Here is a 17,971-nt window from a genome sequence, read left to right on the forward strand (position 1 = left end):
GCTCGTCGCGATCACGAATTCGCCGGTCGCTCGCCGAGGTTCAGCTTGCTCTTGTCGCCGCCGGCCCAGGCCAATGTCTTCGGGTCCATCACGCGGAACCAGAGCGGCGGGATCGCGGCGAGCCCGAACATGCCGGTGTAGCCGTTCGGCAGCCGCGGGATGTCGTCGAAATCGCGCAGCGACTGGTAGGGGCGCATCGGGTTGGCGTGGTGGTCCGAGTGACGTTGCAGGTGGAACGTCATCAGGTTCGAGACGATGTGGTTGGTGTTCCAGGAGTGGCGCGGTTCGACCGCCTGGTAGCGGCCGTTCGGCAGCTTCTCGCGCAACAGGCCGTAGTGCTCGACATAATTGGCCTGGGTCAGCGCGTACCAGCCGAGGAAGTGATGCGCGACGATGAACGGCGCGACCTTCCAGCCGAACAGCGCAATCAGGATGGCCGCGACGACCAGCGTCAGCGCAAAGCCCTGCAGGATCTCGTTGTTGACCGACCAGACCGGCTCGCCGCGCCGGGTCAGCCGCTCGGCCTCGTTGCGCCAGCCGCGCCTGAAGGCGCCCGGCAGTTCGCGCGTTGCGAACGTATAGATCGATTCACCGAACCGCGCGCTGGCGGGGTCTTCCGGAGTTGCGACCCAGGTGTGATGGCCACGATTGTGCTCGACGCGGAAATGGGCGTAGCCGACCGCGCAATTGGCGAGCATGCCGAACAAGATGTTGAGCCGGTCAGACTTGTGGCCGAGCTCGTGCCCGATCAACAGCGCGCCGCCATTGATGGTGCCGACGCCGAGCAGCAGCGCGACATAGGACCACCACGGCAGCTCTTGCGTCCCGAAGAAGGCGATCAGCGCGACGTAGTTGATCCAGGGAAACGCCACGGTGATGCGCGCAAGCCGGAGGTAATACGGATCGGCCTCCATCGCGGCGACCACCTCCGCCGGCGGATTGTGGGTGTCTTCACCGAAGAGGACATCGAGCAGCGGGATCAGGATGAAGATGAAGACGAAGGGGATCAGCGTCACCAGCGGATTGTGCGTCCGCACGAAGAGCCAATAGGACAATAGCGGGATCAGCGGCGGGATGAACGAGAGCATCCAAAGATAGCGCTTGCCGTCCTTGTAGGTGATGGTTTCGCCAGCGGCGTTGGTGCCCGTGAAGATCATCGCATTCCCTCCAGCTGCTCTTTCGAGGCGGCATTCGCCGTTGTTTCGGCAAGCATGCCGCGAGGCGGGCCTGCGCCGCCAGTTCCCAATAGGCCAATTTTGTGGCATTTTGCGCCAAACCATTCGGCTGGACGCTCGCGAGGGAGGGCGCCGACGCAATGCAGGGATCGGAGGCGGATGCCCTTCGGGTGCCGGTGTCCGCGAGCTACGCGCGGGCGCTCGTGCGGGCGTTCGGCAAGACGCGGGGCGAGCGCGACGAACTGCTCAAGGGCACCGGCGTCGAACAGGACCTGCTCGACCAGCCGGGCGCCCACATGCCGGTGTCGTCGCTGGTGATCCTCGCCGCCAACATCACCCGGGCGCATGGCGAGCTGTGGCCGTTGTCGGCCGCGGCGGTGTGGTCGACGTCGCTGCAAGGGGCGCTCGATGTCGCGACCAGGACGGCGCCGACCATCGCCGCTGCGTTGAACATCGGCGCGCGCTTCGGGTCGACCCGCGCGCCCTTCATCCGCAACCGGCTGCGTAAGACCGCGCGCTCGATCCAGATCGAAATCGCTCCGGCGGTGCCCATGGAAGGCGCATTGTGGCGCGCCGTGGCGCTGGCCGTCAGTCTCAACATCCACGCCGCCTATCTGCAGCTGCTCGAGGATGCGATCGGACAGGCGACCCTGAAATTTCCCTGGCGGCCGCCAGCGGGCGCCGAGCGGCTCATGCAGCATTATTCATGCGCCGTGGAATTCAACGCGGCCGCCTTCATCTTCGACGTGCCGAACGCGCTGTGCGCGCGGCCTTCGCCGTTTGCCGATCCGGAATTGCACGCCAAGGCGATCGAAGCGCTGGAGGCAGTCGAGAAGCCGCGCTCGGACACTGCGGCGCTGGCGCGGATGGTCGAGAGCCTGATCGCGGCGCGGCTGCCGCATCGTCTGGCCGAGGAGGAGGCCGCGCGCCTCGTCGGCACCTCGCGGCGGACGCTGGTGCGGCGGCTGGCGGAGGCAGGCTGCGCCTTCCGCCCGCTGCTCGATGGCGTGCTGCGCGAGCGCGCGCGGACCATGCTCGCGGAAGGCACGCAGTCGCGCGACGAGATGGCGGCTGCGCTCGGCTACACCGATGCGACGAGCTTCAGCCGCGCCTGCCGGCGCTGGTTCGGCGCGAAGGGCGTGCGGGCCTAGCTCAGCGGCGCGCTGTGACGCGGCTGCGCGGGCTCGCCGCCGTTCGACAATTGAGGTTGGATGACTGGGGGATCGTTGCGCTTTTGCTTCGAGGCCCACGCGATGAACGGGTAGGCGAGGAGCGCCAGATATCTGGTGGGCATTGGATGATCGATGCCGAACGTCGTCGCCTTCCTCGCCTTCGGCAGGTAGGCGCTCCCGAACAGCACATCGTAGAACGAAATGAAGCCAGCGAAGTTCTTGTCCCTGGCTTCGGCCTCGCTGCTGTGGTGCCAGTGGTGAAACTCCGGCGACACCAGGATGTAGCGCAGCGGCCCGTAGTTCAGGCGCACGTTGGCGTGGACCAGCCAGGTCTGCCAGAAGTAGACGAGGAGGTAAGTGCCGATCGCTTCGGTGGAGAAGCCGAGCGCGTAAAGCGGAAACAGCGCGCCGGCCTTCATGAAGATTACGTCGAGCGGGTGCTGGTGAATCGCAGCGAGCCAGTCCAGCTCCTCGACCGCATGATGAACGGAATGGATCTGCCACATGGCGGGTACGATATGCAGGATGCGGTGCGTCCAGTAGATGCCGAGGTCCGCGATCAGGATCACGATGGGCACTTGGACCAGATACGGAAGATTGCCGATCGCCTGCGTCACCGCCGCAGGCAGGACCGATCGATTGACCAGAATGGCCACCGTCGTGATGGCGATCACGCCGGCCAGCACCAGCCACCCGTTGATGAACAGGAAGGCCATGTCAGTCAGCAGGCCACGCCTGAAGATCTTCTGAGGCCTCGCAGCGAACAGTCGCTCGAAGGGCACGAAGATCAAAACCGCCAGCAAAAGCTGGTTGAATCCCAATAGATCGCGCATTCAAAATGGCCGCCCTGAAATGCCGGTAGCCTATCACCTCGGCTCCCGACGGCGTCAATAGGAAGGAAAGCCCAAACCGAGGGATCGTTAAGAACGCACGTCGAGCTGGAGCGCCAATCGGTCTGGTTCCAACTCGCCGGTCGCGGCGGGAAACCAGACAAATCCAATCGATCTTGCTGCCGCGCAGAGATGCTGCGGACAAATCGCCGCGCTGCTCGATGCGGATGAGAGCTTGGCGACATCGATCCCCGGCAGGCGCCGGAGTGCCGCAACACTCGAGAATTGGTGTCACCCGTCATGTCCGCTTGGCTTCGTTTCATCGAACCGCACGGGCGACCGATATGGACTTCACGTTCGAGGTCTGATACCGACGCGAACGCGGGTTTTGGGCAGGGACGCGTTGAAATGTGGAAGGTTTTTCCGTTGTGAATAGTCCGCCTCTTGCAGACCGTATTGCGCTGCGAGCGCGTCCGTTGCACGTTCTCGTTGTGTACCTTGTTGCACTCGTGATCGGTCTTTCGACTTCCGTCGCGTCGGCGCAGACAAAGGCGCTCGATGTGCCCGAGAAAAACATCGTCGCCGCTCCGCGTGGCGAGCGACTGCTGGTGCTGCTGAACTTGCAGCCTGATCGGGACAAGCTGCGTGCGATGTCTGCGGAGGACGCGAGCGGGACTTTGATCGAGACCGGCAAGCGTTACGCTGCGGATATTTTGAACAGCGATCGATACCGCGGCCAGTACAAGACGGCGGAAGTGATATTCGCCTTCGTCGTGGACATGGATGAATACAGCCGTCCGAACTACGGCGGCATGGTGAGGGTCGGAACAGTCTCCTATCAGCGCGAGGAGGCCGGTCTAAAGGTCGTTTCGACGCAACTCGACACCGGCGTTATCCGATAACGCATCAGTGGTGTGGATGAGCCGAATTGATGCTCGCCCAAGTTCAGACGGTTGACGAAATTGCATTCCAAATCTCCATTGCGCCTCAAGAACCCGATCGGAAAGATTGTCGTCGTCGCTCTTTTGGCGATCGTGGCGGTCGGCGGCGCGGCTGCCATCGGCCTCTACGCATATCCCAAGGTCCAGATCATCGCGCGCACCGTGATGGCGATCTCGGCCGAGCAATCGAAGCAGAGCGCCGATCTGGCCAGCATCAAGAGCGAGGTGACGAAACTCCAGACGAGTGTCGCCAAATTGGAGACCGAAGGACGCCCGTCGCCGGTAGCTCAAGAGCAGCCTTCACCCGCCGCCGATCCTCTCGTTAACGCCGGTCCGCGGCTGCGGGAATGGGCCTTCCTTGACGACGTCGATGTCTATCAGAAGGCCGGGTTGATCGAGATTTATGGCGGCGTCCTGACCCAGCGGCGTACCGGCCCGGTCGCCGTGCGATCGGCGATCTTGACGACGACTGCGCCGAAGACGTGGCTTGTCTGGTCACCTGACTATTCACCGCTGATCGACGCCCAGCGGATCGAGCTCGATCTCGACGCCGAGACGATCCAGGCGGGAAAACTCACTGTCGGTGTCATCCTTGCCGACAACAGCTTTGTGGGCTGGACGGCGCGGCTGGGGCCGGACATGCCGGCGGATCCGTCGCTCAAGCCGGTCGCCGTTCCGAACGATATCGCGGAGCCCGTCGGACGCGCCGCCGCCTCGGTCGAGGCACTGCTAGCCGTCGGCGACGGACGCTATGTGGGCGATGTGCCGGCAACGCTGAAGGCTGCTCTTGGCGGAGCGGCGCCGGCGAGACGCGCCGTGAAGGCCTGGGTGCTGGCTGTCGAAGGCGGCGCGCCGGGCGCGATCGCCGTGCGCCGGCTTGCCCTGAGTGGTCCGAAGCAGAGTGCTGTCGCGCCTGCGACGTCTGCTCTCGCCGGTCAGGTTCAGGGTGTCCCGATCACGCCCGGCGATCGCATCGAACTCGTTCTGGAAAACAATGAGGTGCGGTCGAACGAACTCGCACTCGATGGAAGCTTCGGGTTTGCCGACGTGCCGACACGGCTTGCGGCGTCCCTGCGCTACCGCTTCAAGGGCGAAACCCATTACGCGTCCCTGGGCCGGTGGTTTCGTCCGCTTGCCGGCACGATGGTCATGAATGTCTTCGTGAAGCCCGAGTATGACAATCCTGGTGGCAAGGAGCCGAACCCGGCAGAGACCGACATCAAGTCGGAGTTCGACTCCGACGGCCACGGCGGGCTCACCATCTTTCGGTATGCGGCCCATCGGCGAACGACATGGCCGGGGAGCGCCGGCTATCCGCGCGAGTTCGTGGGTCGGTCCTTTGCCAACAATTTCGGATTTCTCGACCGCGATCGCGCCTACGACAATCGCGATCGCTGCCTCAGAATAGGCGCTGTGGGCGGCAGCACGTACGTTGCCCTGCAGGTGAAGCCTTTCGAGAAGTTCACCACCGTTCTCGAGGCAGAATTGGGCAGGCGGCTTGGCCGCTGCGTCGAGGTGATCTCAGCCGGGCGCGACAATGGCGATCTCGCCGCCAACTACCGCGTCATCCGCGACTACATCATGAAATTCCAGCCGGATGTCGTCGTGATCGAGCATATGGTTGGACTTGCGACGCAAATGGATCCCCGGATCCTCAAAAGCACGCTGGGCTGGAGCTACGAGCACAACGTCGTCGACAATTTCTACTTTGACGCTTCCGGTGCGCTCACTTTTCGATCCTGGGATCCAAGTTGGGCTCTCGACGCCGTTGCGCCGACCAACGAGCAGCTCATTCGCAACCTCGGGACCGCTGATAGTTTCACGATCCCCTATGCCGATTTTCCGCCAGAGGCCAAGGCGTCGTTCGATCTGTTCGCGGCCATCGCACAGAAATTGCGCAGCGATTATCCGAAGACTCGTTTCGTCATGGCAACCGGACACGATCAGGCAGGGTGCCGTCGCCGCAACGATTGCGATGGCACGTTCGAGATGCCGGACGGTCGCATCGTGAGGAAGGGCGTCGCGCAAGCGATGGAAAACTTTGCCAAGCTTTGCGTGCAGGCAGGGATCGATTGCGTGCAGCCGCCGGTACCGGAGATTCCGTCAGCCGCGGACGAGACTATTACTTATGCGTATGATGCTCATTATTCCATTCGGGGACATCAGTGGCTTGCCAGGAATCTTGCCGACCAGTTGTTCGCAATTCTTTCCAAGCCGCGTCCGGAGCCGCGCAAATGATGTCGAGGGCGCTGGCATTTGGCCTGGCCCTGGTCACAGCCAGCCTGTCCGCATCGTCGGCGCGCCCAGCGGATATCCGGCCGCTGCCGTATCCGTTTGGGCACATGATCACGTTCTCGAGCGATGTCGACTACCAGGCGCCATGGCACGGCAATTCGATTCATCGCTATCTCAATGAAGAACTCGGGCTGCCGATCACGGACAGCTTCTGGATCAGCAGCACGACCGGCGCCGACGATGTCAGCGCGCTTTTTCGGTCCTATCAGGGCCTGAGCACGCAGCCGTCGCGCGTCGATGGGCATTCGGTCTACGGGCTCTTGCTCCGCCAGTGGCACCGCGGAAACATCGATACGATCCATTCGTGGAGCGACGACATGGTTCCGCAGTACCGTCACGTCTTGCCGGAGCCGCAGCCGCTTTCCGCAACTGGGATTGCGCTGGATCTGACCGCGACCGGAGACTGGATGGCTGCGTTCGAGGCGTTGGGCGGTCGGGGCTCGCGCGGATATCAGCAATTGCGGATGATATTCGATCGGGAGCCGCCGAAAGACCTCGTCGTCGAGGCGCGGTTCGCCGATGGCAAGGCCTACGTATTCTCCAAGGAGATGACAAGCCGATTCCGGAGCGTCGGTACGACGCCGTCGTTCGACAATGCTTCGGTCACCATCGTGTTGAACGAGCCCTGGCCGACGGGGCCCATGCCGGCGAGGGATCCGCCGTTTCCGGCGTTGTCGGCGCTGCAAATCAAGGCGAGTTCGTGCGCGCCGTCCTGCGCCGTCAAGCTCATCGCCATCGAGCGCGACAACTTCAGCCGCTGGTCGGTGCTGGCGCAGAAGCCGGCTCTTGAGGCCCTGAACATCCGTCCCACGGTGCTTACCTCCCATGGAGGTCACACCTACCATCCGGACTTTGAAGGTCCCGGGGAGCATTATCGTCGCGACTTCAATTTCGGCGACGTGCGGCTCGAGTCGATCGGTCTTGCAGGACAAGCGGGGACGCACGGCTATTACGCCGACATTCTCAGGGAGCTGGGCTTCAGGAGCGTGACATCGATCATGAACGGGGATCGGAACGAGGCGTGGTCCTGGCACCTGCCAGTTCCTGCCGTGACGTCCATCTACCCCGGCTTTTACGCACTTTCGAAAACCCACGCTCTATTCGGAGACGCCCAAGATTCCCTCGCGGATACCGAAGCGCGGCTCGCCGCTCTCCAATCCACTGCGGCGGGTTTCAAGCTGGAGCCCTATGTCTGCACGGTCAGCATCTATTGCCGCGCTTCTTCCCAGGGGTCGGTGGCTGGCGCGGAAATCGCTCTCGACCACCACCTCATCGAGAAGGGGGTTCACGTCGAGCACCAGTGGTACATTCATTTCGGCACGGTGCGGTACGATCCGACATTCACGGCGACGCCTGAAGCGCCGTTTCCGGCCGTAACGATGGATACGTTTCGCGACCTGTCGCGCGACTATTACAACCCGGCGGGCGACTTGCCGGAAAGTCGTCGTGTCTGGGTCCCGGCTGGTGCGGTCTGGGCGAACTACCGGATCATGCGCGACAAGATCCCCGAACACGTTGCGGTTGATGCCGCAACCTCCGAGATCAACATTACCCCGTTCGCGGACCCCGTCTTGGGGCAGAATTTGCCGGATGCGAGAGCCGGCACGCGGGACCTCCATGGCATCACGATTTACGTGCCCCACGCGGAGCATGCGACCGTCAAGCTCGACGGTAAGCAGCTGACGACCTTCACGCGCAATCCGGCAGACTCAACCGGACGAGAGTCGATCACGATCGTGGACGACGACACGCCGGCGACGGTCTTCAATCGATTGCCGCCGGACCGGGCGGGCAAGCTCGAGGTCGCGAACGCCGACTACAGCTGGCAGACATTGTCGGATCGGACGGCGGAGGCGCCTCCGGCCTACGCCAGGCTGGTTGCGACATCACGCGAGGCGACGCTCAAGTTCTCGCCGAGCGATCTGCAGTTCTTCAACGTCACCCATCTGTCCTGGTCGTACCGCATCCGCAGGGATGATGGGACGGCGCCGCGCGGGCGTCTTGCGGTGATCTGGCATATGGGAGAGGGCGCGACCGTGGCTGTTGCGGAGGGAGCCGGGTCTTCCCTGCCGCAGGGCGCGGACACCGGGCGATGGGTGCCATCGGTTGCCAGGGACGGGCAGTGGCACACGGCCACCTTTGCGCAGCATGATTTTCTCTGGGCGCCCGGCTACGAGAAGTGGCGCGCGCAACCCTTGGTTCTTGGCGAGATCCGGTCGGTCGAAATCAAGCTGGTCGATGCCGCACCGGGCGACATTCTTGAGATCGGTGCGATGCAGGGCCTGCGTCCGAGCGGAAATGCGGTTGATTCCGAACATCGACTTCTTCTTGCTGGCCGTGTTCTGGCATCATCGGGACAGCCGCAACAGGGTGTCGAGATGACCGCGCGGATGGAAGACGGGACGGTGCGCACCACGGCGACGGACGCGAGCGGCTATTATGTCTTCGGGCGGATCGAGCGTGGCGCGATCGTCGCGGTCACCGCGCGGACAGCCGCCGGCATCTGTGCGCCTCGCCGCGGCGATGCGATCGAGCTGCGGCAGAACGAAGCCGAGCTCGACATCGACCTCGGGCGCTGCAACCAGCTCAACTGAACGGGTGCGATAGTCGTTGCACCTGCGGCACCCGTGTGCGGCAGGGGTAGTGGCGCGCTCGGAGAGATCGCAACTTCAGATGTAAACAATTGTAAATCCGCCGTTTTTCAGTTCGATCCCAGGACGAGTGTTGATTTGAGTGGTTGGGCGCTGCGCTATCGGTTCCGCAGTCAGTTATCCACAGCCTGATTTGGCAAGCCCAAAGCCACCGAAGTCCCCTCACGCGCTGCTTGAGGTAGCAACAAGCTAACTTGAAACTCAGGATTAGCACTCTCGTAATCGGCGACCGTAAGGAAAACTGACGATTATCGGAAATGCTATGAGCAGCGGACATTTTGCACTGCCGCTGTATTGGTGCCGGGGGCGATCTAGCATCGCATTTCTGACGTTCAACCACCGTTTGCAGAAATCATTGATCGGGGACGGGCTCCGGAATTGGAAGCGCTGCGTTCGCTTTGCAACCTGCGCGTTCGTTATCGTCCAGAATGCGATTATGTCGTGCCTTGTTGCAACCTGCGAACCAGCATCTGATCAGTGATCCACGGGACGGCCACAGAGGCGGCGGTTCACGATCGTAGTGAATATGATTTGAGAAAAAAGGAGATGGTTCAAATGCAGGAGAAGACTGCGAGCAAGCGTCTGGTGCTTCCGCGTGAGGCCCGTTCGCGCATACCGTGCGGCAACACGAAATTGTACGGCTTGATCAACGAAGGTCGGATCGTCGCATACAAGAACGGTCGCCGAACGATGATCGATCTTGATAGCATCGAGGCATACCACGCTTCGCTGCCGCGTATCGCTCCGAAGCCGAAGGTCATGTCTAAGTAGGTGGTTCCCGATGCCCGCGACCTTCAACATCAGCGCCCACGTTTTTGATCCCGCTTAGGGCGGTCCCCGCGTGGCATCACGAGGGCGACGCCACGATACGGGCGATCAACGACGCGGCGTAACCGCAGACAAGCCGTGCCCCAATTCAATATTCAAGACCAGTGTCGGGCGGCTGAGCGCCCGCGCCCGCCGCACGGGCTGTAACAGCACCGTGCGGCGACCAGAGAACCAGAGAACAGAGAGCAAAAAATGAAACCGTTTCGCAAAGGGATCAACGAACAGTGTTCGCCAGCGAAGGCGAGCCTGTTGACCAAGGTCAAGTCCAATGCATGCCAATGCGCCGCCTGGCGGCTCTGCGTCGCCTATCGCTTGTACGCCTGATACCAAGTGCCTCACGATCGATTTTCTCAAGACATTGTTCGCTCATACGACCCAGCCCGTCTACGTTTGCAGTTTCACGAATGAGCGCATCGAGGGCGCCGAGCGTCACGTGATGACGCGCAAGCCGATCGAGATCGAAGCGTTCAAATCCCAATGGGACATCGCAGGGCGCGGGATGTTCTTCGCGGTCGGCACCGTCAAAGGCAACAAGCGCCACAAGCCGACGATCGCAGAAACGATCGGGCTTCATGCCGACATCGACTTCGACAAGGTCGACGGGACGCCGGACCTTGCCAAAGTGTTGCGGCAAATTTCCCGGCTTCGCTATCCGCCGTCCGCCATCGTCAAGAGTGGCGGCGGCGTGCATCTGTACTATCTGTTCAAGGAAGCGATCGACACGCAAGGCGTCGCCGGTGACGTGAGCAACATCGACCGCATCGAGGCCGCGCTTCGCCAGTTGGCCGACATCGTCGCCGGTGATCTCGCCGTGTGTGAGGTCTCGCGCGTGCTGCGCTTGCCGGGGTCGCACAATACCAAGCGTGATGAGCGCATGCCGGTTGAAGTGCTCGAACTGCACGGCGATCGGCGCTATGAACTCGACGACCTCGAAGAGTGGTTTGCCGAGCAGTCGCCGGTGATGCTGCGCAAGTCACGTGAGGCGGCGAAGCCCGCTGGTGAAATCGACTTGTTGGCCGAGTATGCCGAGAAGCACGGCTTCAAAGCGCCGATCGATGTCGAGAAGAGGCTCGCTGACATGATGTTCATGGGCGGGGACGACAGCAGCGTGCATCAGACACAGCTCTCGGTGACGGCGTCGCTGCTCAATCGCGGCATGCTTGTCGATGATGTCGTGCCCTATGTGCTTGAAGCGACGCGGCGGGCGGCTGGCGAGTATGCGAGCCGTTGGAACTGGCGTCGGGAAGAGCGTAAGGTTCGCCGCATGTGTGAAACTTGGATCGAAAAGCATCCGCAGAAGGAGGACAAAAAGGAAGAGTATGCTCAGCGCGTGGCGGTTGAAAAGTATATCAGCGAGCGGAAGATCGAATTTAAGACCATCGAGGGTGGTGCGGGTCGCGGCGAGGGCAGGCAAGTCGAGCGCGTGAGCACGGCGTCGCAGCAGAACGGCAAGGTCGTTGCGATGCCTGTCACCGTCACGAAACAGCAGCAGCATGAACTGCTTGGCCGAGCGGTGCTTGCTGGGCTCATCGGTGACAACGAGCGCCTGATCAACACCAAGAACGGCGCCTGGTTTTACTCGGCCGGCATCTGGGAATTGCGCACAGATAAACAGTGGCTCAATGTCCGCATCGAACAGGCATGTCGCCGTCTCAGCTTTAAGAATACCACCAAGCTGATCAACGATACGCGCAATTGGATTGAGCGTGATCCCGACCTGTGGCGCGACGGCGAAATTCCCTGGGACCAGCATGGTAAGGTGCCGACGCGCTCCGGGCTGATCGACCCGCGCACCGGCACGCTTGAGCCGTGCAAGCCCGAACACTATGCGACTTGGCGCGTTGAGGTGGACTATAAGCCCGACGAGCCGTGCCCGTGGTGGTGCATGGCAATCAACGATATGTTCGGCGATCGTGAGCCCGACGAGCGGGCTGCGCTGATCTCGACCGTTCAGGAATTGATGGGCACCGCGCTCATCGACAAGAAGCCGCGCGCACTATCGAAGGCGTGCGTGTTTTGGGGCAACGAGAACCGCGCCAAGTCGACCGTGCTCGATGTCGTCGCCGGGTTGTTCGGCGGCAATCCGATTGGCGCCTCCCTCACTGCGGTTGAAAGCCCGCACGGGCTGATGCCATTCGTGCGCCGCGCGCCTTGGATTTTGCATGAGGCGTTCGGCGGGCAGTGGCATCTCTCGGCGTCGGTCAAGTCCATCGTCACGGCCGACCCCGTGATGATCAACGTCAAGAACGGCCCGATGCTCACGCAAGTGATCCGCTCGCCGATCTTCTGGGCGACCAATTTTCAGCCGCAGTTCAAGGAAGCAACGCGCGCGATCGTGAACCGCATGATCGTCATCGAGGTTACGCGAGAATTCGACGAGGCGAGGCCAATCGGCGCCGCCGCTGAGGCGGTCAAGCGCGGCTTCAGCAAGCCCGGCGAATTTGTCGTCGCGACCGAACTGCCGGGCGTCCTGAATTGGGCGCTGGCGGGCCTGCGGCGGGCGCTGGGGCGGGGGTCGATTGCGGCGACGGATAGCATCCGCGAAACGGCGGAGGCGATCCACCGCGACAGCAACCTCGTGGCGGGGTTTCTGCCGGACTGCGTCGAATTTGATCCGAAAGCGCGGATCAAGGTCGCAGACTTCTGCCTGGCATTCTCGGCGTGGTTCGTCGAGCAGAAGGGTGAGGACCGACGGCCGCCATCCAATGACAGCATAAGGAAGGCGCTGAAGGCGGTCGGCGACGGCCGCATCGTGACCGAGCGCACCAAGACGAGCCGATACTACTGCGGCGTCGCGCTGAACAAGCTGGGGCTGCGCTACCATCAGTCGGCTTACGAGAGCCACATTTTCGAGGGGAAGACTGCCCTGACGAAGGCGCCAGGTAGCGATGTGAACTCCCTGATCCCGGCAGCCTGGGACGAAAGGGAGAGCATCATCGCGATGCGGGCGTATCACCAGCGCGTCACCGATGCCACCTCTGGCGTCACCGATCAGCGTAATGAACGGCGTGACCTGGCAGAGATCGTTGGCGAGGACGACGATGATGAGTGACGGGTGACGCGTCCAGCGCGGTCGAGCGCCGCGCGTCACCGAGCGCGTCACCGAGTTAATTGTCTGTTCTGGTGCGGTTTTCTCTAGTTGATGACACGGGTGACGCCAATATCTGGCATTGGATAGAAAAGGAGGATGAAAGGAAGAAGTTGGAGAAACAATGTTGCGGAACGGCTAGGTGTGTCGGAGTAGGGCGTTTACGGCGTCAACCGCGTCACGCGTCACCGAAATCAGGTCGTCGAGGCACGGCGTCGCGGGTCCTTCCTGGCACCGGGGCAATGCGGGTCGCGCTTGCGCCCCCGGTATGACCAGTCCCAGCATTTTCTAAGACCGACAACAACGACAGGGAGTTTAGATGTGAAACTGATCTCCGCATTCGGCGCCGCCGACATGCTGGAACTCGACCGGCAAACGGTCCGCCGCGCGTTGCGCCACGTTCGGCCGGACGGGCACGAGAATAAGCAGCCCCGTTGGCGCCTGAAGACGATTATCGACGCCGTCGATCGACACTTCGGGCGGAATAGCGCCGCCGTGGCGCCCACTGCGACCGCTGCCCTGGACGCTCTCTTTGAGGCGTTCGATACCGGTTGTAAGCGCCTCGACGGCTTGCCGGACCTCGAAGCTCGGCGCCGCGAGGCGCGTCGGCTGATGGCGGCGCTGGTCGACCTGGATGCCGCTATGCGCTCCGGTGCCCGCGCATGCCGTGAGGATGAACTGCGGGCCGCGCTACGGTGCGACGAACACTTCCGGATTGCGATGCGCAACTTCGAGCGGCCCTGCGGTTGGACGCAAGAGCAGTGCTGGGCCTTGTTGACCGAAGGTGCCGAGCAATGAACGAGGAGGGGCATGACTGATTTAAGAGATGACGACCCCGAGCATCTTGCGGAAATGTTGGAGGCGGCTGCTGCCATGGTTCGCCATCGGTCGAAGCGGCGCACTTGGATCGATCAATTCCGGAACGATGAGGTGCTGGTCGCCTCAGCGGCTGCACTGGTGGCGGGGGTCGACCCCGAGACGATCCGACGATGGTGCGCCGCGACTGCCGATACGGATCGGCCCCTGGGATACCGGGTTGCCGATCTGTGGCTCGTCGATGCATTCGAGTTACTGCATCAGATCGAGAAGCGGCGCGATCTTCATGCACGCCGTAGGGTGGAAACAGAATTGAAGGCATATTGGGCTGAGCGGGCGCAGGCGCGGCGGTCGCAGGGACTGTGCCTGGATGTGGTGACGAGACGCGAGGTCGAGGGGGCGTGACGTCCGGTGTCTGCTTACTGGGGTCTAGCGGACTTTGGCGGAAGGTCCGGCGACTTCCGAGTGTGACCAAAGGCGGACATCGCCGGACCGATTTGCTAGGATTAGCCTGACGGCTATTGGGATGCGGCATGGTCTACAAGTTCGATCCGATGTACTTTAATGGCACCATCTTTGATCTTGATGATACGTGCGTGATGGCCAAAGGCTGGGCGCAATTGAGCAGTGACCGTATCCCAGCGTCCTACTTCCCAAAATCTCTTGTGTTCACCGCTGCTTCCGCGAAGCTGCCTGACATGTTTCACATGTCCAGAGGCTTCTTTGTTTTCTCGGAACGAGCGCGGGTGGTGGTAGAGCACTGGGCACCTGGCCAGCTCGAATTTATTCCAGTCGCCTATCACGCAAAGCCCAAGGTTGCCGCCACACTCGACTTTGCGCACGCCTATTACTTTATCAACGTGCTCGGTCGTGCGCAGCGGATGCAATGGCGGAGCACTCCCTCATATAAAATCTACACGCGAGACGACGGCACCGAACTTTTTATGCCGTTGCCCGGCCTCGACAAGTGGGAGCTTCGAGAGCGAGCGCCCGGCGAACCTCTAATCTGGCGGGACACGCCATGGCGGGATGGCAACAAAGAATACGGTTGTCAGAGCGACCCCTTCATAGAGGACATCCTTTGGCGTGAACTTGATGCAAATTTCCCCGATCAACTGCATGCGCTTCGCGTCGGAGGGGATTGACGGCGACTTCCGGTTTTGGCCCTTTGTCGAAGTCCTCGCCCCAGCTCGCAATGACCCGCTTCTAGGCGCAAAGCGGACGAGGTACCGAGTAACGCACGCTCGACAAACGCCCGAAATGCGGCCGATGCCACGACAACCTGCATCGAACGTGGCCCCCGCCACACCGCCGATCTAGTAAGCAAAGTCGTGCGGCCTAAGCTACCTGAATGCGAAATCCATTCAGAAAAACACAGATGCAGAAGCTTGAAACCACCATCACCTCGCTGACGAAGCGTGGCGAACAGCTCGTCGCCATGCGCGCGGCAGCCCAGGACGCTTTGGACGAAGCTACCAAGGCCCGCCAAGCAGCGCTGTTGTCGGGCGATCTCAACGATCAGCGCGCGCTCGATAACTTGCGCGGCGCCGTGGACATGACAACGTCCTCCGTTACGGCGTTGGACGACGCGCTCGCCGTCCTGGCCCAGGAAAAGGTCGAGGCGGAACGCCAGCTCGCTGCCGAACACGATCGCATCGATCGCGCGATGGCGGCTGACAAGCTGGCAATGCAGGTTGCTGCTATCGAGGCAGCGTTGCCGAACTTCCTTGAGCAGTCGAGCGTTCTCGCCGACGCTTTGTCGGCGATCAGTCATTGGCATTTCGAGGCCAGCCAGATCGCGGGTTTCGTCCAGAACACCAGGGGGCAGGTCGAAATCGCGGCCAACTTTGCTTTGGCCGAGCTTCGGACGATGCCCGACGCGATCAGGCACGGTCGGCAAGCAATGCCGCCGCTGATGCCTTCGACCGCGCTGGTCTCGGCGGCGGCAGAACCGACGCCGGAAATGCAAACTGTCTTCATGCTGCGCTCTGCGTGGTTTCGTGACGCGCACGAGCAACGGAAGTTCGCGGGCCAATACGAAGATGCGATCATGCCGATCGGCACGGCGTGCCGTGCCCTGGACCAACGCATCGCGGTCGATGTGACCGATCCGCGCCGCGCGCAGCTCCGTGGCGTGCGCGGCGGGGACTTCAGTCCTCAGGCGGCTGATGTCATCGATCTTGACACCGTCGAGGAGCCGAAGAACGCGGCACCCGTCGAGCCCGATCGGGTGCTGCGCGATGCAGCTTTCACCGTGATCGACCGCAGCGCAGATGCGCGCACGATCCAGATTGAGGTGCCGCGCCTGTGACCGTCAAAGCCGCGCCTCCCGGCTGGGAACCCCATCGCATCGAAACGCGTATCGACGGCTATATCGCGACGCGCGGCGGCCGTATCCCCGTCGCCGTGGCGAAGATGATCGCCCACGCTGCGCGGCAGCCGGGCGATGGCGCCGTCGCTGCTATCCGCGCGCGCATGATCGCGCGGCACAAGGAGGTGCTCGGCCATGTCTGAAAAAGCTCCGGCTGAGGAGGGACCAGCAAGCCTTCTCGCCAAGAGGGAGGCCGCTGTCGAGGTCGGGTTGGTTGGCGATCTCGGCGGCGGCCTCGATGTGGAGAATGACGACTACGATCGCTTGCTCGCGTCGCTCGGCCGTACGTTTGAGGATGACGAGCGGATCGCGGTTCACGAAGCTGGGCACGCTGTCTGCGCGCGTCTGTTGGGTCATGACGTGGGCGGCGTGACGGTGAACCCCGACGTGTCCCATGGCTCCGAAGGACTGTGTTGGGGTGTTGGTCACGCTGAGGCGTTCGTGGAAGGCCGTGGTGATGCGTCCGACGTTCGGGACGCGCTTCGCTCGGTTATGCCGAAGGCGGGCGAGGATCGTCAGCCTGTGGCAGATGTCTTCGCCAATGTTTACGCCAAATGCATTGAGTTTGTTGCCGGTCGAGCGGCGGAGCGTATGCTGCTCGAAGGAGAGCCGCCTGAGCCTACCGATGATCTTCGGCAGACACGTGAACTTGCCATGCTCATCGGTTCTAGCGAAGAGGCGATTGCTACCTTTATCGCGCACTGCGATGTGGCTGCGCTCGATTTGCTGATGCCACATGGCGATGTCGTGATGGCGCTGTCCATCATTTTGCGCATCAAACGAACGCTGGATGGAGCGGAGATCGATCAGATCATCCAGGATATGGAGGCGCGGAAGGTAATGACGGTTGAGCGCCAACGTCGGGTTGACTGGCGCAAACGCGAACTGGTGGCGGGCCGATTTCGCGCTGAATTTGATCATCTCAACGCCGCGCCGCTGTCAAATATCGTTCAAAATAGGTGGTGTAATCAGCGATGAGTTTGATCGGAAGTCGCGACGGATGTACTTGTGCCTGACGATCTCGAATGGCCCCGACGGCGTCGTCGTCGGGGCCATTGCTTTTGAGGTACTTTTTAGCAGACCAATACCGACCTCTAGGTCGTTACGTTCGTCTGAGTTGCCAATTGCTGCCAGCTATTCATCAAGCGCGCCAGATCATCGGCAGAAAGGCCATAATTGTCGGGCATAGATTTATATTTGACGCCCGAGAACGACTTAATCTCTGATGTAATCAGGGCTTCACCTTGAGACGACGTGTCCGCGCCCGGCCAATACACAGCGCCAGCATGATGACGCTCTGTCTTCGCGTCAAACACGACTTGCCCGCCGCTTCTAGAACCATATCGAGTGAAGTCCTTCACGTCGCTCCAACGATACTGCTTCTGCATCGCGCTGGTTGCTCGAAACCCATCAGCATCGAGCCGAAGAGAACCCTTCAGCCCTCTTCTTCCGAAGACCACGACAAGCAACCCAATAAAAACACCGATGAAAGCTAGGAATACGCCGTCTCCCTTTGCGGCACTGCCGGGCCGAAGATCGCTCGATATCACCACAAACGCGAGCAGAGCGGCTATGGCGGGGCCGGTAGCAATAACCGTCCACCACTTAAATGGTGAAGCGCACAGACAGAGAGGTCCGGGAAACTCCGCGATTAGCCGCTCCACTTGATTTGGATCATCTCGGGTTGATTTGAGCATGAATGCTGGCAATGATGCTGAAAGGTTAGCGGCTGTTCGCCCGCGTCCGGGGTAGAGAGTATCGGATCGTCAACGACGCCCCGAAACCCTTTTTGGGCGTAGCAACG

At 61.7% G+C, this 17,971-nt stretch carries 16 protein-coding genes; 12 read left to right on the forward strand and 4 right to left on the reverse strand.

What is annotated here, in order from left to right; translation table 11 throughout:
• Positions 1 to 11: 11 nt before the first annotated feature.
• Positions 12 to 1,157: an alkane 1-monooxygenase gene (locus FBZ93_RS08070; protein ID WP_146985421.1), complete on the reverse strand. Its 1,146-nt coding sequence runs from the start codon at positions 1,155 to 1,157 to the stop codon at positions 12 to 14.
• Positions 1,158 to 1,315: 158 nt separating this feature from the next.
• Here FBZ93_RS08070 and FBZ93_RS08075 point away from each other — a divergent pair, with 158 nt between their 5' ends.
• The gene (locus FBZ93_RS08075) at positions 1,316 to 2,326 is read left to right on the forward strand and encodes a helix-turn-helix domain-containing protein (RefSeq protein WP_146985422.1); all 1,011 of its coding nucleotides are present in this window, start codon (positions 1,316 to 1,318) and stop codon (positions 2,324 to 2,326) included.
• Here the strand turns inward: FBZ93_RS08075 and FBZ93_RS08080 are convergent.
• Positions 2,323 to 3,180 (reverse strand): sterol desaturase family protein, encoded by an 858-nt coding sequence (locus FBZ93_RS08080; protein ID WP_246667406.1) that lies wholly within the window; start codon positions 3,178 to 3,180, stop codon positions 2,323 to 2,325. The two genes, FBZ93_RS08075 and FBZ93_RS08080, sit on opposite strands and share 4 nt — an antisense overlap.
• Positions 3,181 to 3,653: 473 nt before the next feature.
• Here FBZ93_RS08080 and FBZ93_RS08085 point away from each other — a divergent pair, with 473 nt between their 5' ends.
• Positions 3,654 to 4,079, forward strand: a complete 426-nt coding sequence (locus FBZ93_RS08085; RefSeq protein ID WP_146985423.1) for a hypothetical protein — start codon at positions 3,654 to 3,656, stop codon at positions 4,077 to 4,079.
• A 164-nt stretch (positions 4,080 to 4,243) separates the two neighbouring features.
• On the opposite strand, the gene FBZ93_RS41710 is transcribed toward FBZ93_RS08085, so the two are convergent.
• On the reverse strand, positions 4,244 to 4,372 hold the full coding sequence (locus tag FBZ93_RS41710) for a hypothetical protein (protein ID WP_283810814.1): 129 nt from the start codon (positions 4,370 to 4,372) through the stop codon (positions 4,244 to 4,246).
• 355 nt (positions 4,373 to 4,727) lie between these two features.
• On the opposite strand from FBZ93_RS41710, the gene FBZ93_RS08090 reads away from it, so the two are divergent.
• The 10 genes from FBZ93_RS08090 to FBZ93_RS40520 all read left to right on the forward strand — a co-directional run bounded on the left by FBZ93_RS08090 (position 4,728) and on the right by FBZ93_RS40520 (position 17,145).
• The gene (locus FBZ93_RS08090; RefSeq protein ID WP_146985424.1) at positions 4,728 to 6,356 is read left to right on the forward strand and encodes a hypothetical protein; all 1,629 of its coding nucleotides are present in this window, start codon (positions 4,728 to 4,730) and stop codon (positions 6,354 to 6,356) included.
• Positions 6,353 to 9,007, forward strand: a complete 2,655-nt coding sequence (locus tag FBZ93_RS08095; RefSeq protein WP_146985425.1) for a carboxypeptidase-like regulatory domain-containing protein — start codon at positions 6,353 to 6,355, stop codon at positions 9,005 to 9,007. Before FBZ93_RS08090 ends, FBZ93_RS08095 begins: the two co-directional genes overlap by 4 nt.
• Positions 9,008 to 9,619: 612 nt before the next feature.
• Positions 9,620 to 9,835, forward strand: a complete 216-nt coding sequence (locus tag FBZ93_RS08100) for a helix-turn-helix domain-containing protein (protein ID WP_089025356.1) — start codon at positions 9,620 to 9,622, stop codon at positions 9,833 to 9,835.
• Between the two features lie 325 nt (positions 9,836 to 10,160).
• The gene (locus FBZ93_RS08105) at positions 10,161 to 12,944 is read left to right on the forward strand and encodes a hypothetical protein (protein ID WP_146985426.1); all 2,784 of its coding nucleotides are present in this window, start codon (positions 10,161 to 10,163) and stop codon (positions 12,942 to 12,944) included.
• Between the two features lie 357 nt (positions 12,945 to 13,301).
• Positions 13,302 to 13,778 carry a hypothetical protein gene (locus tag FBZ93_RS08110; RefSeq protein ID WP_146985427.1) on the forward strand — a complete coding sequence of 159 codons (477 nt, stop codon included), beginning with the start codon at positions 13,302 to 13,304 and terminating at the stop codon, positions 13,776 to 13,778.
• Between the two features lie 12 nt (positions 13,779 to 13,790).
• Positions 13,791 to 14,201 carry a hypothetical protein gene (locus tag FBZ93_RS08115; RefSeq protein WP_146985428.1) on the forward strand — a complete coding sequence of 137 codons (411 nt, stop codon included), beginning with the start codon at positions 13,791 to 13,793 and terminating at the stop codon, positions 14,199 to 14,201.
• Positions 14,202 to 14,329: 128 nt separating this feature from the next.
• Complete coding sequence (locus FBZ93_RS08120) at positions 14,330 to 14,941, forward strand: hypothetical protein (RefSeq protein ID WP_146985429.1); 612 nt, start codon at positions 14,330 to 14,332, stop codon at positions 14,939 to 14,941.
• A 233-nt stretch (positions 14,942 to 15,174) separates the two neighbouring features.
• The gene (locus tag FBZ93_RS08125; protein WP_146985430.1) at positions 15,175 to 16,107 is read left to right on the forward strand and encodes a hypothetical protein; all 933 of its coding nucleotides are present in this window, start codon (positions 15,175 to 15,177) and stop codon (positions 16,105 to 16,107) included.
• Positions 16,104 to 16,310, forward strand: a complete 207-nt coding sequence (locus FBZ93_RS08130; RefSeq protein ID WP_146985431.1) for a hypothetical protein — start codon at positions 16,104 to 16,106, stop codon at positions 16,308 to 16,310. Before FBZ93_RS08125 ends, FBZ93_RS08130 begins: the two co-directional genes overlap by 4 nt.
• On the forward strand, positions 16,303 to 17,145 hold the full coding sequence (locus FBZ93_RS40520) for a hypothetical protein (protein ID WP_167528969.1): 843 nt from the start codon (positions 16,303 to 16,305) through the stop codon (positions 17,143 to 17,145). The genes FBZ93_RS08130 and FBZ93_RS40520 overlap by 8 nt, the downstream gene beginning before the upstream one ends.
• Positions 17,146 to 17,261: 116 nt before the next feature.
• Here the strand turns inward: FBZ93_RS40520 and FBZ93_RS08140 are convergent, their stop codons facing one another.
• On the reverse strand, positions 17,262 to 17,864 hold the full coding sequence (locus FBZ93_RS08140; RefSeq protein ID WP_146985432.1) for a hypothetical protein: 603 nt from the start codon (positions 17,862 to 17,864) through the stop codon (positions 17,262 to 17,264).
• Between the last annotated feature and the right edge of the window lie 107 nt (positions 17,865 to 17,971).

Source organism: Bradyrhizobium macuxiense (genome assembly GCF_007993935.1).
Classification (GTDB): Bacteria; Pseudomonadota; Alphaproteobacteria; order Rhizobiales; family Xanthobacteraceae; genus Bradyrhizobium; species Bradyrhizobium macuxiense_A.

Excerpts from the sequence above, each read along its gene's own strand:
- FBZ93_RS08115 (WP_146985428.1), top strand. The coding sequence starts at position 13,791 with ATGACTGATTTAAGAGATGACGACCCCGAGCATCTTGCGGAAATGTTG.
- FBZ93_RS08075 (WP_146985422.1), top strand. The coding sequence starts at position 1,316 with ATGCAGGGATCGGAGGCGGATGCCCTTCGGGTGCCGGTGTCCGCGAGC.
- FBZ93_RS08105 (WP_146985426.1), top strand. The coding sequence starts at position 10,161 with ATGCATGCCAATGCGCCGCCTGGCGGCTCTGCGTCGCCTATCGCTTGT.
- FBZ93_RS08080 (WP_246667406.1), bottom strand. The coding sequence starts at position 3,180 with ATGCGCGATCTATTGGGATTCAACCAGCTTTTGCTGGCGGTTTTGATC.
- FBZ93_RS08095 (WP_146985425.1), top strand. The coding sequence starts at position 6,353 with ATGATGTCGAGGGCGCTGGCATTTGGCCTGGCCCTGGTCACAGCCAGC.
- FBZ93_RS08125 (WP_146985430.1), top strand. The coding sequence starts at position 15,175 with ATGCAGAAGCTTGAAACCACCATCACCTCGCTGACGAAGCGTGGCGAA.
- FBZ93_RS08070 (WP_146985421.1), bottom strand. The coding sequence starts at position 1,157 with ATGATCTTCACGGGCACCAACGCCGCTGGCGAAACCATCACCTACAAG.
- FBZ93_RS40520 (WP_167528969.1), top strand. The coding sequence starts at position 16,303 with ATGTCTGAAAAAGCTCCGGCTGAGGAGGGACCAGCAAGCCTTCTCGCC.
- FBZ93_RS08120 (WP_146985429.1), top strand. The coding sequence starts at position 14,330 with ATGGTCTACAAGTTCGATCCGATGTACTTTAATGGCACCATCTTTGAT.
- FBZ93_RS08100 (WP_089025356.1), top strand. The coding sequence starts at position 9,620 with ATGCAGGAGAAGACTGCGAGCAAGCGTCTGGTGCTTCCGCGTGAGGCC.
- FBZ93_RS08140 (WP_146985432.1), bottom strand. The coding sequence starts at position 17,864 with ATGCTCAAATCAACCCGAGATGATCCAAATCAAGTGGAGCGGCTAATC.